Source organism: Sphingomonas sp. NFR15 (genome assembly GCF_900103265.1).
Taxonomy (GTDB): Bacteria; Pseudomonadota; Alphaproteobacteria; order Sphingomonadales; family Sphingomonadaceae; genus Sphingomonas; species Sphingomonas pollutisoli.
This window is the reverse complement of the sequence record NZ_FMWX01000002.1, coordinates 488,420-501,967: the sequence shown is the minus strand read 5'-3', so window position 1 is coordinate 501,967 and position 13,548 is coordinate 488,420. Positions and strand designations below refer to the sequence as shown.

The following is a 13,548-nucleotide window of genomic DNA, read 5'->3' as shown; positions in this document are numbered from 1 at the left end:
CGCCTAGATGTGATGCAGTTCGGCGACCAGATCGTAGGCGTCGCCGCGATAATAGGAATGCGTCACCTCGATGATCCGCCCGTCGGCGGCGAACGCGCGGCGCTCGATCAGCAGGCCGGGATCGCCCGGCTGGATGCCGAGCAGCGCCGCCTGTTCCGGCTCGAACCCGATCGCGCGCACCCGCTGCAACGCGCGCACCGGGCGATTGCCATGCGCCTCGAGCGCGCCGTAAAGCGATGACTCAACATCATCAAGCCCGTTCAACCCCCAGCCGGGCACGGCGGCATATTCGATCGCCATCGTCTCGCCATCGGCGAAACGGATGCGCTGGAAGCGGTACACGGGCGATCCCGGCGACAGCCCGAGCGCCAGCGCTTCCTCCGGCGTGACCGACCCTTCCGAACGGTCGATCCATTCGCTCGACGGCCGGCGCCCGCGCGCCAGCATGTCCTCGGTGAAGGAGGACAGCATCGAAAAGCTCTTCTCGACCCGGCCCGGCTCCTTGTCCGCCGGCGCATCCGCCACGAACGTGCCCGCGCCACGCCGCCGTTCGAGCAGCCCGTCGTTGACCAGGGCTTCCATCGCCTTGCGGATCGTCACGCGCGAGAGCTGGAATTCGTCGCACAATTCCCGCTCGCTCGGCAGCGCCGCTCCGGCCGGCAGCCGTCGCGTCTCGATCGCGGTACGGATCAGCTTCTGCAGCCACAAATAGCGCGGCCCGCTTTCGGCCGTGCCGGCGATGTCGAGAAGATCAATGAAAGACATGTCGAAGCCAGCTAACACTGTCGAAGCCGTGTGTCATCGTTGTCGCGTCACCAGACGCTCACACCCCGGCTGAGGCCGGCTGCCTCGCCCGCATCGGCTTCGAGCAGCAGCGTCACCACGCGCTCCTGGTCGCCAGCGGGCAGGGGGGCGACGATCGGCGCTTCCGCCCGGTCGGCCTTGGTCGCGAGCCTCACACCGTCGATCCACAGTTCGGCGCGGCCGATCACCCCCGCCAGCCGCAGCGTGCCGCCATGCGCGGCGACCGCACGGCGGGGCACGAACCGGCCCTGGATCAGCGTGAAGCCATGCGCTGCCGGCGCCTCCTCCAGCCGCCCGGTGCGTACGTAGCCCAAGCCCCGCCATTGCTGCGCCGGGTAGATTTCGCGCGCGTCGGGCGCCTGCGCGGCGAAGGGCGTGCGCCGCCATTCGGTGAGGTGGTGGACGGCGGGGATCGCGGTGACCTCGCGCGCCCGCGCGGCCACCAGCGGGAAGGCCGCGCGCGCCGGAGGCAATCCCGCCACACGCGCGGTCAGCACGAGCTGCTTCGCGCCCGCGGACGAGCGCACCAGCACCTGCGCCAAGCCGGCGAACAGCTTGCGGGCGTTGCCCTGCTCGGGATCATGGTCGTTGGGGTCGCCGTTGCCGACGCCGATGATCTCGCCGCCTTCGATCGCGAAGGTGACGCGGTCGGTCGCGGTCGGCACATGGCGGCCGGCGGCGTCGAGCAGATCGACGCTGATCGGCTGCACGTCGTCGCCGTCGCCCAGCATCATCGGCCGGTCGGCGGTCAGGCGCAGCGCCGCCTGGGGCCCGGCGGTTTCCACCGCGAACCGCACGACTTCTCGGCCGCCGGTATAGCCGACCGCCTCCAGTTTGCCGGGTGCGAACGGCACCTGCCACTCCGGCGTGACGAACGGCTTGCGCGCCTGCCGTCCGAGCGGCTTTCCATTGAGGAACAGCGCGACCTCATCGACATTGCCCGGCGTGATGACCCGGATCGGCTGGCCCTCGCGCCCCGCCCAGTTCCAATGCGGCCCGATCGCGAGCACGGGCGCGTCGTCGGTCCACTGCGCGCGCCGCAGATGATATGCCATCTTGGCGAAACCGCACAGATCGAGGATGCCGAACGAACTCGACGCCGCCGGCCACGGCAGCGGCGTCGGCTCGCCGTGATAATCGAACCCCGTCCACACGAAGGTCGCGGCGATGAACGGTCGGCTGCCGATCATTTGCCAGCTCTCGTGATGCGTCAGCCCCCATTCGGGCGCCTCGCTGTCGTAGGAGGTCAGCACGTTGCGCTGCGTGTCGGTAGCCCATTCGCCGCGCGTCATCACCGCGCTGGTATCCTCGGTGCTGATGAGCGGGCGTTCGGGATGCGCCGCATGATAGCGGTCGTACCAATCGTGCTTGTAGTTGAAGCCGACGACATCGACCGCGTCGGCGCCGTTCCTCGGCGTGAACATGCCGTCGTTCATCGCGGCGGTGATCGGCCGCGTGTCATCCAGCGCCCGGATCGCCCCGGCGAGGCGGCGCACCATCTCATAACCCTGCTCGGTGCCCTGCATCGGCTCTTCGTTGAGCACCGACCAAAGGATCACGCTCGGCCGGTTGCGGTCGCGCCGCACCATCCAGGTGACGTGGGCGAGATAGTCGGGGCTGGGGTCGAAATGGCGGTTCTCGTCCATCACCATCATGCCGAGCCGGTCGCACGCGTCGAGCAGCGCGGCCGCGGGCGCCGCATGCGCGAAGCGGATCGCATTGGCGCCGATCTGCTTGAGGCGCCGCACCCGCCATTCGAGCAAGGCGGCGGGAATGCCCACGCCGACGCCGGCATGGTCGTGGTGGATGCAGACGCCCTTGATCTTGAGGGGCTTGCCGTTGAGGTGAAAGCCGGTCGCCGGATCGAAGCGGGTGGTGCGGAAGCCGAGTTCGGTACGCCGGCTGTCGATCACCGTCCCGTCCCGCACCAGCCGCGTTTGTAGCGCGTACAGCGTCGGCGTGTCGGGCGACCACAGAATCGGCTTCGCCAGCGAAAGCGTCATGCGCGCGGTGCCCGTGTCGAGCGGCGCCGCGCCGGCGGGCACGCTCGCCCGCGCGACGGTGCGGCCCTCGGCGTCCTGCAAGATGGCTTCGACCGTCGCGTCGCTGGCCGCCGCGCCGGCATTGTTGATCGTCACCGCGATTGGCACGCGCCATGTGCCGTCGGGCTGGGCGCGCGGCGTCGCGTGGACGCCGTCGGTCGCGATATGCAGCGCCGGCCGCACCGCCAGCCAGCATTCGCGGTACAGCCCGGCGCCCTCATACCACCAGCCCTCCATGACATCGCCATCGACGCGGATCGCGATCGTGTTCGGCTCGTCGCCGAAGCGCGCGTAGGGGGTGACGTCGATATTCTGCTGGACATAGCCCGACAGGCTGTGCGCGACGGGAATGCCGTTGAACCAGACGGTGGCAGTGTTGGCCATGCCGCCGAGCTGCAGTTCGAGATACTGGCCATGCCATTCGCGGGGGAACACGACATAGCGGCGATACCAGCCGATCCCGCGCCGCCGATAGCCGAAAGCGTCGTTCTGGTCGGATTCGATCGGATGCGCGATCGCCCAGTCGTGCGGCAGGCGGACCGGGCTCCAGTCCGAATCGTCATAATCGACGCCGGCGGCGCCTTGCGCGTTTCCCGCCTTGGTCGCCGCATAGGTCTGGTCGTTGCCGCGTACGGCGGGGAAGGGCAGGTCGCCTTCGTGGAACAGCCAGCCCTGGTTGAACGCGTACAGGCTGGGGTCGGCGGGCGGCACGGGGGCGGGGAGGTGGCCAAGCGGGATCGGCATGTCCGGCGACAGCGGAGGCAGGGTCGCGGACTCGCCCCTGGCGAAGGCGGGCGGAACCGTCGCCATCGCCAGCGCGGACGAGCCGATGAACGTGCGGCGATCTAGCATCGGGCCTCCTAGAAATACATCTATAAGGCCAAAACGATACATTGTTTGGCGGGCGGCTCAAGTCCCGAAAGACATCGCCGCCACGCCCGCGCGAACGTCCCGGCGGGGCGCGCCCCCGCGGACGCGCCCCGCACGGCTCACGCGCGCACGAGGTATGCGTTACGCAGCTTGACCAGATCCGCGGCGGAGAGCCCCAATTCGTCGCGGAAATAGCCCTTCGCTCCGTCCTTGTGACCATCGACCACGGCCAACGCCGCTTCGATATAGGCGGCATCGGCGGCCATCAGCGGCTTGGCCGTCTCCGGCGGAAGCCCGGCGAGCGGGTTGGCCGGGTTCGGCGTGCCCTTGGTCAGCGCGCTCGCGTCGAGATAGCGGTTGGTGAGCAGATAATCCGCGACCACGTCCTTGCGCGGCACGCCGAGCGCGGTCAGCAGCAGCGCCGCCGCGATGCCGGTCCGGTCCTTGCCCGCCGAACAGTTGAACGCGAGCGGCGCGTGGCCCGCGAGCAGCTCGGCGAACATGCGACGATATTGGCCGTTGAACTGGCCGAGCATCGCCGGATACGCCTTGGTCATCGCCGCGCGGACCTGTTCGGGCGTCCAGCTCTTCGGGCTGCCGGCAGGCAGGAAGCGCATGTCGAGATCATAATCGTCGCTGAGCACGCGCGGCGCGCCCGCCGCCGGCCAGGTGACCGGCTCCGCCGCCCGCTCGCGCCGATCGCGGAAGTCGCACACCACGCGGATGCCGCGCGCTTCGAGCGACCGGTAATCCGCCTCGGTCAGCCCGTGCATCGAGCCCGAGCGGAACAGCACGCCCCATTTCACGCTGCGGCCATCGGCGGTGCGATAGCCGCCGAGGTCGCGGAAATTGCGGCCGCCTTGCAGCGGCAGCAGGCGCTCGTGCGCCGCTGCCGCCACGGGGCCGGTCCGGGCGAACAGCCAGGGCGCCGCCGGCACGCCCGCCGCGAGCGACAGGGCCAAAACCGGCGCGGCGATACGCCGAATGGGGTTGGAAAGACGCATCATCGTTGCTCCCTGGCCGGCGATCATCAGAACTTCACCTGCACCTGGCCGCCGAAGGTGCGTGGTTCGTTGAAGAAGCCGTTCATGCCGCTGGTCGGGCTGAGCGCCTTGTAGAACATGTGCTGTTCGTCGAACAGGTTGCGCACCCAGAAGGAGAGCGAGACCTTCGCGCCGGTATCGGCCATGTCGATATCGGCGAGCGCGATGTTGCCGTTGAACACGGTCGCCTTCTCGCCCTTGGGCTGGGGCACGTTGCCCGCCGCGCCGACACCCAGATACACCGGATCGTTGGCGTTGGAGTAGAAGCCCGAGTCGAAATTGCCGTCGAGATGCGCGCGCACGGTGAAGCCGTCCATCGGCAGCTCGTAATCGACCGCGACGCTGCCCGAATGCTCGGGGGTGTAGGTCTGGTAGATCGGCACAGCGATCGTGCTGAGGTTGCCCGCTGCGTTCGGATACGGGTTCACCGTCGCCGGGATGCGTACATAATTATAGGCGTAGGAACCCGTCAGCGTCAGGCCGCGCACCGGCAGCAGCGTGAGTTCCGCCTCGACGCCGTGCAGGCCACCGGTGCCCGGCGCGTTGATCGTCGAGGTGGTGGTGCGGTTGGTGCGCACGCCGCCGGTTTCGTACGGGCGGCTGAAATCGACCTGTATGTCCTTGTAGCTGCCGGCATAGGCGGCGACGTTGAAGCGCGCGTGGCGGTCGAAGAATTCGGTCTTCGCGCCGATCTCGAACATCGAGACCGTCTCGGGGTTGAACTCGTCATATTCCTGCGAGCGCGAGTTGGCGCCGCCCGATTTGTAGCCCGTGCTCCACTTGCCGTAGAGCATCACCCCCTGCGCGACGTCGACCGCGGCGTTGATCATCGGGTCGACCCGCGACCAGCTATGGTCGAGGTGGATCGCGCCCGACACGCCGTTACGGTCGACTGGCAGCGCGTTGTTCACGGTCAGCAGCTTGCCGTGCTTGATGTCGCGGGTCCAGCGCAGCCCGCCGGTGATGTGGATCGCGTCGTCGAGCAGCGGCGGCGTGTAGGTACCCTGGCCGAACACGCCCATGCTGGTGGTCTGGACGTAGCTGGCGCGATCGATCGACTGCTTGGTGTAATCGTTGAAGGCCGGCCCCGACAGGAGTGTGTAGGCGCTGCCGGCGGCGTTGGTGAACTGGTTGGTGTTGAACGCCTGCGCATTGTCCTGGACGTGCTCCTGATAATAGAGCGCGCCGACCACATATTTGAAGCCCGGCAGATCGCCGATCGCCTGCACTTCCTGGCTGAACTGGTTCTGGCGGAACTGCGCGAGGCTGTAGCGGGAGAAGCCGATGCCGGTGAAATTTCCGGTCGGGTTCGCGGCGGAGAGCGCCACCGACATCGTCGTCGCCGCCGAGCCGTTGTCATACTGGCTCTGCGTCAGTTCGCGGTAGGCGGTGATCGACTTGACCAACAGGCTCGGCGCGAGCTTGTATTCGAGTGTCAGGCGGTGGCCGTCGGTGCGGCCGACGCTCGGCTGCTCGGGTACGCCGACATTGGCGACGCTGGCGCGAGTCGACTGGATCGTGCCGAGCGCCGCCTGCTTGTTGGTGCCGGGCGCGACCAGTTGCAGGTACAGCGAGGTCGAGGCATCGTACGATGTGTCATACGAATAGTCCGCGCTGAACGCGTCGCTCGGCTGCCACAAGGCTTCGACGTGCGCGCCGTGCTTGTCGTAGAAGTTGAAGCCATAGGCGCCTTGCAGCGGGTTCTTCACCAGCGGGTCGCGATGCGCGACGACACCGTCGAGCTTGATGCTGATGTTGTGGAATTCGGGCAGGTCGACGTGCAGTTCGCCCTTGTAGCTGCCGTAATTTCCGGCGCCGGCGAGCGCGTTGACGTGGAATTCGCCGGTCGGCTTCTTGGTGGTGATGTTGACCGCGCCGCCCTCGGTATTACGGCCGAACAACGTGCCCTGCGGCCCCTTCAGCACTTCGATGCTGTTGACGTCGAACAGCGCCGTGCCCAGGCCCTGCGCGCGGCCCATGTACACGCCGTCGATATAGACGCCGACGCCCTGGTCACGCGCCGGCTGGTTGCCGTCCGAAAGCACGCCGACGCCGCGGATGTTCACGATCAGCGCCGAATTGCGCGAATAGAAGGGCGCGACCTTGAGCGACGGGATCGCGCCGTCGCCGAGATCGACCAGCGACACGACATGGCGGTCCTGCAGGCCCTGATCGCTGATGACCGAGATCGAGATCGGCGTCTTTTGGAGGCTTTCCGGGCGCTTCTGCGCGGTGACGACGATGTCGGCGAGGCCCTGCGTATCGCTCGCGTCGGCCGGCGCGGCGGCGGGCGCGGGCTCCTCGGCGAAGGCGGGCGTGGCGGCGAGGCTCAGGCAGAGCGCGGTCGCGGCCAGCAGGCGGCGCGACGAAGACGGCGAATACGGCAACATGGATCAGTCCCCCCAGGATCAGTTCGGGCGCGCTCTGGGTGCGGGGTGTTTCGGTGCCGTGACGTTTCGATCACAGAATTAATATTTTGACGCAATGCAGCAATGTCCGGCCCCCGCGCGGCCTCTCCCGCCCATGCCGCCGGCGCGGGGCGCGGCAATCGCGACGCGGCAAGCCTATCGCCACACCGCCGATTTCGGCTATCGCTACCGGCGGCCTCGGCGGTGCCGGCGGCCGATTCCCGGGGGAAGGGCGTGATGAGGCCGAGTGTTGGGATTGCCGTTCTTGCGAGACCTTGGCGAAGCGCCGAGCCCCGTCCGGCGTCCATCGCTCGACCCGCCCTCACGCCGTTCACGTCGCGGAACGGCAGCGCCCGCGCGCCATCCGGGCGGTCGATAGATCCGGTACGATCCGGCGGCTTTGGCAACGGCCTCGCTTTCGCGGCCTTGTCGGCGCTCGCGTGCGCGGCCAGCGCGCAACAGCCCGCGCCGCCTGCCGCCGCGCCGCGCCAGCCGCTCGCCACGATCGTCGCCGAGCCGGTCGCGATGATGATCGCGGCGTGCGACCAGAACGGCGATGCGATCGTCAGCCGCGCGGAACTCGCCGCGTGCGTGGCGCACAGTTTTGCGAGCGCGGACAGCGCCCATAAGGGGTCGATCGGCTATATCGAATATGGCGATTGGGCGCTGAAATGGCTGGGGGACGCCAACGCCCTGCCGAGCCCGTTCGAGGTCGACGGCGATGGCGACAACCGGGTCACGCTCGCCGAACTGCAGGCGCGTTTCGATGCGATCTTCACCCGGCTCGATCGTGATCGCGACGGCAATCTCACCCGTGCCGAACTGCTCACGATCCGCAGCGGCGTCGGCGCCGGCGACCGCCCGCCGGGCAAGCGCAGCAAGCGGCGCGGGGGGGCGGACGCATCGTGACCGGGATGCTCCAGCCCGGCGGCGCCCGGCCCGCGCGCTATGCTCTCGCGATCTTCGATTTCGACGGCACGCTCGCCGATAGCGGCGACTGGTTCCTGTCGATCGCCGATGAACTCGCCGACCGTTTCAAGTTCCGCCGCGTCCCGCCCGGCGAGGTCGAATCGCTGCGCGGCCGCACCACGCGCGAGGTGATCCGCCACCTCGGCATTCCGCGCTGGAAGCTGCCGGCGATCGGCCGCTATGTCCACGCGAAGCTCGCCACGCAGATCGACCGGATCGCGCTGTTCGACGGCGTCAAGGACGTGATCCACACGCTCGCCGACGCGGGCGTCCGGATCGCGGTGGTCACCTCCAATTCCGAAGACAATGCCCGCGCCGTGCTCGGCTCGCTCGCCGCGCGCATCGAGATGTTCGAATGCGGCGCGTCGCTGTTCGGCAAGGCGCCACGTTATCGCAAGGTACTGCGGCGGATGCGGATTTCGCGCGAAGCCACCTTGTCGATCGGTGACGAGACTCGTGACATCGCCGCCGCGAGGAAGGTCGGTATCACGGCGGGCGCGGTGCTGTGGGGCTATGCCAACCGCGAGGTGCTGCTGCGCTGCGAACCCGACATGGTGTTCGAACACCCGCGCGAGGTGCTCGAGGAATTTTTCGGAATCGCCGTCGAATAGTTGACTGGGTCAAGTTTTCTGGCAGCATCGTGGCATGGACGAAACCCTGCTTGCGCTGCGCGCCTTCAACCGCTTCCACACCCAGTTCGTCGTCGGTCTCGACGCGCACTATCTGGGCATGCCGCTGACACTGACCGAGGCGCGGTTGCTATATGAGATCGGCACGCGCGGCGAAGCGCTCGCGGTCGATCTGCAAGACTTCCTCGCGCTCGATCCCGGCTACGCCAGCCGGCTGCTGCGCCGCTTCCAGGCCGAAGGTTGGATCGTGCGCGGCCGCGGCAGCGATGCGCGGCGCCGGCCGGTGGCGTTGAGCGAGGCGGGCCAGGCGCTCCTCGCCGATCTCGATTCACGCCAGCGCGCGGTGCTGGAGACGCGCCTCGCGCCGCTGGGCGAAGCCGACCGGCGCGCGCTGGTCGGCGCGCTCGATACCGCACGCGGCCTGCTCTCGGGCGAAGCGCGCGCCGGCTACACCATTCGCACGCACCGTCCCGGCGACATGGGCATGATAGCCGCGCGCCAGGCGATCCTCTATGCCGAACAGTTCGGCTGGGGCGCGCCGATGGAGGCGCTGCTCGGCGAGGTCACGGCCGCGTTCCTGCGCGGCTTTGATCCGGCCCGCGAACGCTGCTGGATCGCCGAATGCGGCGGCGCGATCGCCGGTTCGATCTTCGCGGCCGACGGTGGCGACGGCATCGCCAGGCTGCGCCTGCTGTATGTCGAGCCACGCGCGCGCGGACTCGGCATCGCCAACGATCTCGTGGAGCGCTGCATCGCCTTCGCGCGGGAGGCGGGCTACACCCGCATGACGTTGTGGACGCACACCATCCTCGAAAGCGCGCGCCGCATCTATGCCGCGCACGGCTTTCGCATCACCGCGACCGCGACCCACAGCGATTTCGGCGAACCCGTCCAGGGCGAGACGTGGGAGCTGACGCTGTAAACCCACCATCCGCTCGGGACGGGCCGCGCGTTACCGCGGATTGGCCTCCAGCCAGGCGATCACCTTGTCCGGTGCGCTTTCGCCATAGGGGTCTTCGTCGAGACCCTGGTCGTTGATCCCGGGTTCCTCGAACCAGGCGACGATCTCCCCATCCTCGACCACCATCGCATAGCGCCAGCTCCGCTCGCCGAAGCCGAGATGGTCCTTGCGGATCAGCATGCCCATCCGCCGCGTGAAATCGCCCGAGCCGTCGGGCAGCAGCTTCACCTTCTCCACGCCGAGGTGGCGGCCCCATTGGTACATCACGAACGCGTCGTTGACCGAGATGCAATAGACCTCGTCCGCGCCGAGCGCCTTCAGCCGGTCATACTCGCGCTCGAAGGCGGGGCATTGCTCGGTCGAGCAGGTCGGCGTGAAGGCGCCGGGCAGGCTGAACACCACCGTGCGCTTGCCCGCGAACAGATCGCGGGTGGCGACGTCCTGCCAGCGGAACGGGTTGGGGCCGCCGACGCTCTCGCCGCGCACGCGCGTTTTCAGCGTGACTTCGGGGATGGTCCGTCCAAGCATTGAAATCTCCTTCAGGCGAGCATCGCGTCGACCCATTCGGGCACCAGCTTAGTCGCCGGGCCGAGCCGTGTCGCGGCGAAATAGCCACTCCCGGCCGAGGCTTCCAGATTGAGTTCGAGCGTGTCGGCGCCATAGCGGCTCGCCAATCGCACGAACCCCGCCGCCGGATAGACCGCGCCCGAGGTGCCGATCGACACGAACAGATCGGCCTCCGCCAGCGCCTGTTCGATCCGCTCCATCTGATACGGCATCTCGCCGAAGAACACGATGTCGGGGCGCAGCGCGGGCGCGTCGCAGTTCGGGCAGGGCGCGCCCGGCGGCAGCGCGTCGCTCCATTCGGTACGCACCCCGCACAGCGCGCACAGCGCCGAGCGCAGCTCGCCATGCATGTGGAGCACCCGCGTCGCCCCGGCGCGCTCGTGCAGGTCATCGACATTCTGCGTGACGATCAGCAGGTCGCCAGGCCATTCGGCGTCGAGCCGCGCCAGCGCGACATGCGCGGCATTGGGCGTGGCCGCCGCGAGCGCGGCGCGCCGCGCGTCGTAGAAGCGGTGAACCAGCTCGGGATCACGCGCGAGCGCCTCGGGCGTGCAGACATCCTCGACGCGGTGCCCCTCCCACAACCCGCCCGGCCCCCGAAAAGTCGCGAGCCCGCTCTCGGCGGAGATGCCGGCGCCGGTGAGGATCACGAGGTCGCGAATGTCGGACATGGTGCACACCCTACACGAATAACCCGTTGAAAGTAGGCATTTATGGTGAAGTATCAGAAGGGCGGAAACGAAGCAATAGGGAGCACTTCGGAGGGTCCAGATGGCTATTTGATAGCCGAGTCGCCGCCACTTTCTGGGATGTCCGCCGGCAACGAAATTGTCCGCCTCGACGGCAATATCGCTCGGCGCCGTGCTCCCAAAAAGCCGATGATTTACTGGGACACGGACCTGCCCGGATTCGGGCTGCGGTGCCGAATCTCGGGCCACAAGACCTGGGTATTACGGCATAGAGAACGGGGCAATGCCAGGTTCGAGACTTTGGGGTCGGCAGCCACAATGGACGTCCGGCAAGCTCGTCGCGAAGCCCTCAAAATTCTTCGGTCGGCAGCACTCGACGGACTGCCCCAAAAGCCCGTCGCGAAGCCCAGCGCGAGGCTGACGTTCGAGCAGTTTTTTCCGGAATTCATGCAGTGCGTGGCGGGCTGGAAGGCCAGTACCGCGACCCGAAACGCATGGGCGATCAGGGCACATATTCTGCCGGCATTCGGTTCGCTTCCGGTTGCACAAATGACCCGCGCCGACATCGTGAAATGGCGCGACGCGATGGGTCAGAAGCCTGCCGCATTCAACCGGTCGGTGCCGGTGCTGGCGTCCATGTTCAAGATGGCAGAGACGCTCGGCTACCGGCCCGGCGGCTCCAATCCCTGCAAGGGCATTGCCCGCTACAAGCGCAAGCTCCCGGAACGCTATCTCAGCGGATCGGAGTATCGAGCATTGGCTTCTGTGTTGAAGGCCGCAGAAGCCGAACTCCCCGAGGCGGTGAGCATCATTCGGCTGTTGATCTACACAGGCGCGCGGCGACAGGAGATCGCAGGTTTGCGATGGGAGTGGATCAAACCGCCGCGTATTTTTCTGCCGGACAGCAAGACCGGCGCGAAAGTCATCTATCTCAACGCACCGGCCCGCAAGATCCTCGACGACCTTCGCGGCGAACGGATCTCGGGCCTGGTTTTCCCCGGCGGGCGAAATTCAAGTGTCCCGTTCAACCCGGACCCGGCATGGTACAAGCTCCGCGCGCGCGCCGGATTGATAGACGTTCGGTTGCATGATCTGCGACACAGTTTCGCGTCGCTTGCGATCCGGAATGGCGTGTCGCTCTCGGCGGTGGGCAAGCTCCTTGGCCACGCCCTTCCTGAATCTACCGCGCGCTACGCGCATCTTGCGGACGACGTGGTGTCCGAGTCCGCAGCGCGGGTATGCGCGTCCATTGCCGACAAGATGGAGGCGGGGCTGTGAACGCGCGCACGCTCCGCGATATAGTCGCTCTGGAACTCGCCACGGCCAACCTGCCGGCTGCTGATGCCCGGCCGGTTCATAGGTGCCGGCTGACACAATGGTCCAGTGAGTTGCCCGGATTTGGTACGCGCTCCTATGAGAGCGGGCGACGGATCTACGTCGTTCAGGTACGGATGGACGGTCGCACCCGAACCGTCACGATCGGCGATGCGCGCGTGATCTCCCGCGTGCAGGCGCTCGATGTAGCGCGGCGCGTCCTGGTGCGCGCCCAGATCGGCGAGAACCCCGCCGACACGCTTATGAGCACCCGTCGGGTCCCGCGCTTCGACGCGTTCCTCTCGGAATTCTGGGACAACGTGTCCCCGCGCTGGAAGCCGTCGACGCTCGATCGCAACATCTACTATCGCAGGCACCTCGAACGCGGGTTCGCCCGGCGCTTCCTCGACAAGATCGAGCCTGCGGATGTTTCGCACTGGTTCGCCGGGCTCTCGGCGAAGTCGGGGCCTGCTGCGGCCAACCGCTCGCTTCAGTTGCTCGGTGAGGTGTTCAACAAAGCCGATGCATGGGGCGTCATCTCGGCGAATTCGAATCCCTGCACCCAGATCAAGCGCAACCCAACTCGCAAACACGAGTGTATGCTGTCCGATGCAGAGTTTTCGCGGTTCGGATCTGCGCTGGCTGACCTAAGGGTGTCGGCGCCGATGGAGGCAGATGCCATTCGGCTGATCGCGCTGACCGGGTGCCGCAAAGGCGAAATCTGCGGCTTGGACTGGAGCGAGGTGCGGGCCCGCCGCCTTCTGCTCCACGACGCGAAAACCGGGCCTCGCACGGTGTGGCTGGGGACGGCAGCGGTTGAACTGCTGGAGCGGATGCCACGCCATGCGGACCTTTCTTCAGTGTTCTGGATCGCGGACAAGCCGTTGACGGTGGCGCGCATGGACGGTGCCTATCGGCGCGCCCGGTTGGCGGCAGGTCTGGCGCACGTCCGCATGCATGATCTTCGCCACAGCTTCGCGAGCCATGCCGCCGCCATGTCCGAGACGCTGCCGATGATCAGTAAGCTGCTGGGGCATTCGAGCGTGAAAATGACGGCACGTTATGCGCATTTGTCGGACGGTGCCGCTATCGAGGAAAACGAGCGTATTGGTCGATTGATCAGCAAGCTGATGGAGGTTGCCTGACGAACGACACGAGGCTTTCGGCTGCATGCCGAGAGTAAGGTTCGTGACCGATCTGCCTGTCACGTCTCGCTGAGCACAGTTCTCACCGAGCGCCTATCGGCGGCGTC

The 13,548-nt window shown here is 67.3% G+C and carries 11 protein-coding genes; 5 read left to right on the top strand and 6 right to left on the bottom strand.

Translation table 11 applies throughout. The annotated features are described in order from the left end of the window. Positions 1 to 3 precede the first annotated feature (3 nt). From BLS81_RS07855 to BLS81_RS07840, 4 genes are all read right to left on the bottom strand, one after another. The gene (locus tag BLS81_RS07855) at positions 4 to 765 is read right to left on the bottom strand and encodes a GntR family transcriptional regulator (RefSeq protein ID WP_093222811.1); all 762 of its coding nucleotides are present in this window, start codon (positions 763 to 765) and stop codon (positions 4 to 6) included. A 47-nt stretch (positions 766 to 812) separates the two neighbouring features. Next, positions 813 to 3,698 carry a beta-galactosidase GalA gene (galA, locus tag BLS81_RS07850; RefSeq protein ID WP_093222809.1) on the bottom strand — a complete coding sequence of 962 codons (2,886 nt, stop codon included), beginning with the start codon at positions 3,696 to 3,698 and terminating at the stop codon, positions 813 to 815. A 137-nt stretch (positions 3,699 to 3,835) separates the two neighbouring features. Further along, complete coding sequence (locus BLS81_RS07845) at positions 3,836 to 4,723, bottom strand: tyrosine-protein phosphatase (protein ID WP_256326127.1); 888 nt, start codon at positions 4,721 to 4,723, stop codon at positions 3,836 to 3,838. 23 nt (positions 4,724 to 4,746) lie between these two features. Next, a complete protein-coding gene (locus tag BLS81_RS07840; protein WP_093222808.1) occupies positions 4,747 to 7,149 on the bottom strand; it encodes a TonB-dependent receptor in 2,403 nt (800 codons plus the stop codon). 444 nt (positions 7,150 to 7,593) lie between these two features. Here BLS81_RS07840 and BLS81_RS07835 point away from each other — a divergent pair, with 444 nt between their 5' ends. The 3 genes from BLS81_RS07835 to BLS81_RS07825 are packed head-to-tail and all read left to right on the top strand — an operon-like array spanning position 7,594 to position 9,687. Next, entirely contained in the window at positions 7,594 to 8,076 is a 483-nt protein-coding gene (locus BLS81_RS07835) for an EF-hand domain-containing protein (RefSeq protein WP_256326126.1), read from the top strand. Positions 8,077 to 8,081: 5 nt separating this feature from the next. Next, positions 8,082 to 8,747, top strand: coding sequence for an HAD hydrolase-like protein (locus tag BLS81_RS07830; protein WP_093222993.1), 666 nt, complete (start codon positions 8,082 to 8,084; stop codon positions 8,745 to 8,747). 34 nt (positions 8,748 to 8,781) lie between these two features. Continuing rightward, positions 8,782 to 9,687, top strand: coding sequence for a bifunctional helix-turn-helix transcriptional regulator/GNAT family N-acetyltransferase (locus BLS81_RS07825; protein WP_093222806.1), 906 nt, complete (start codon positions 8,782 to 8,784; stop codon positions 9,685 to 9,687). Between the two features lie 30 nt (positions 9,688 to 9,717). Here BLS81_RS07825 and BLS81_RS07820 read toward each other — a convergent pair whose 3' ends face one another. Beyond that, the gene (locus BLS81_RS07820) at positions 9,718 to 10,254 is read right to left on the bottom strand and encodes a peroxiredoxin (protein WP_093222805.1); all 537 of its coding nucleotides are present in this window, start codon (positions 10,252 to 10,254) and stop codon (positions 9,718 to 9,720) included. Between the two features lie 11 nt (positions 10,255 to 10,265). Further along, the gene (locus BLS81_RS07815) at positions 10,266 to 10,964 is read right to left on the bottom strand and encodes an NAD-dependent deacylase (RefSeq protein WP_093222803.1); all 699 of its coding nucleotides are present in this window, start codon (positions 10,962 to 10,964) and stop codon (positions 10,266 to 10,268) included. Between the two features lie 138 nt (positions 10,965 to 11,102). Between BLS81_RS07815 and BLS81_RS07810 the strand changes: the two genes are divergently transcribed. Beyond that, the gene (locus tag BLS81_RS07810) at positions 11,103 to 12,260 is read left to right on the top strand and encodes a tyrosine-type recombinase/integrase (RefSeq protein ID WP_256326125.1); all 1,158 of its coding nucleotides are present in this window, start codon (positions 11,103 to 11,105) and stop codon (positions 12,258 to 12,260) included. Then, a complete protein-coding gene (locus BLS81_RS07805; RefSeq protein ID WP_176787070.1) occupies positions 12,257 to 13,441 on the top strand; it encodes a tyrosine-type recombinase/integrase in 1,185 nt (394 codons plus the stop codon). The genes BLS81_RS07810 and BLS81_RS07805 overlap by 4 nt, the downstream gene beginning before the upstream one ends. Positions 13,442 to 13,548 lie beyond the last annotated feature (107 nt).

What these genes read in the sequence shown, in the direction of transcription:
- BLS81_RS07855 (WP_093222811.1), bottom strand. Translation starts at nt 765, where the DNA reads ATGTCTTTCATTGATCTTCTCGACATCGCCGGCACGGCCGAAAGCGGG.
- galA (WP_093222809.1), bottom strand. Translation starts at nt 3,698, where the DNA reads ATGCTAGATCGCCGCACGTTCATCGGCTCGTCCGCGCTGGCGATGGCG.
- BLS81_RS07845 (WP_256326127.1), bottom strand. Translation starts at nt 4,723, where the DNA reads ATGATGCGTCTTTCCAACCCCATTCGGCGTATCGCCGCGCCGGTTTTG.
- BLS81_RS07840 (WP_093222808.1), bottom strand. Translation starts at nt 7,149, where the DNA reads ATGTTGCCGTATTCGCCGTCTTCGTCGCGCCGCCTGCTGGCCGCGACC.
- BLS81_RS07830 (WP_093222993.1), top strand. Translation starts at nt 8,082, where the DNA reads ATGCTCCAGCCCGGCGGCGCCCGGCCCGCGCGCTATGCTCTCGCGATC.
- BLS81_RS07825 (WP_093222806.1), top strand. Translation starts at nt 8,782, where the DNA reads ATGGACGAAACCCTGCTTGCGCTGCGCGCCTTCAACCGCTTCCACACC.
- BLS81_RS07820 (WP_093222805.1), bottom strand. Translation starts at nt 10,254, where the DNA reads ATGCTTGGACGGACCATCCCCGAAGTCACGCTGAAAACGCGCGTGCGC.
- BLS81_RS07815 (WP_093222803.1), bottom strand. Translation starts at nt 10,964, where the DNA reads ATGTCCGACATTCGCGACCTCGTGATCCTCACCGGCGCCGGCATCTCC.
- BLS81_RS07810 (WP_256326125.1), top strand. Translation starts at nt 11,103, where the DNA reads ATGTCCGCCGGCAACGAAATTGTCCGCCTCGACGGCAATATCGCTCGG.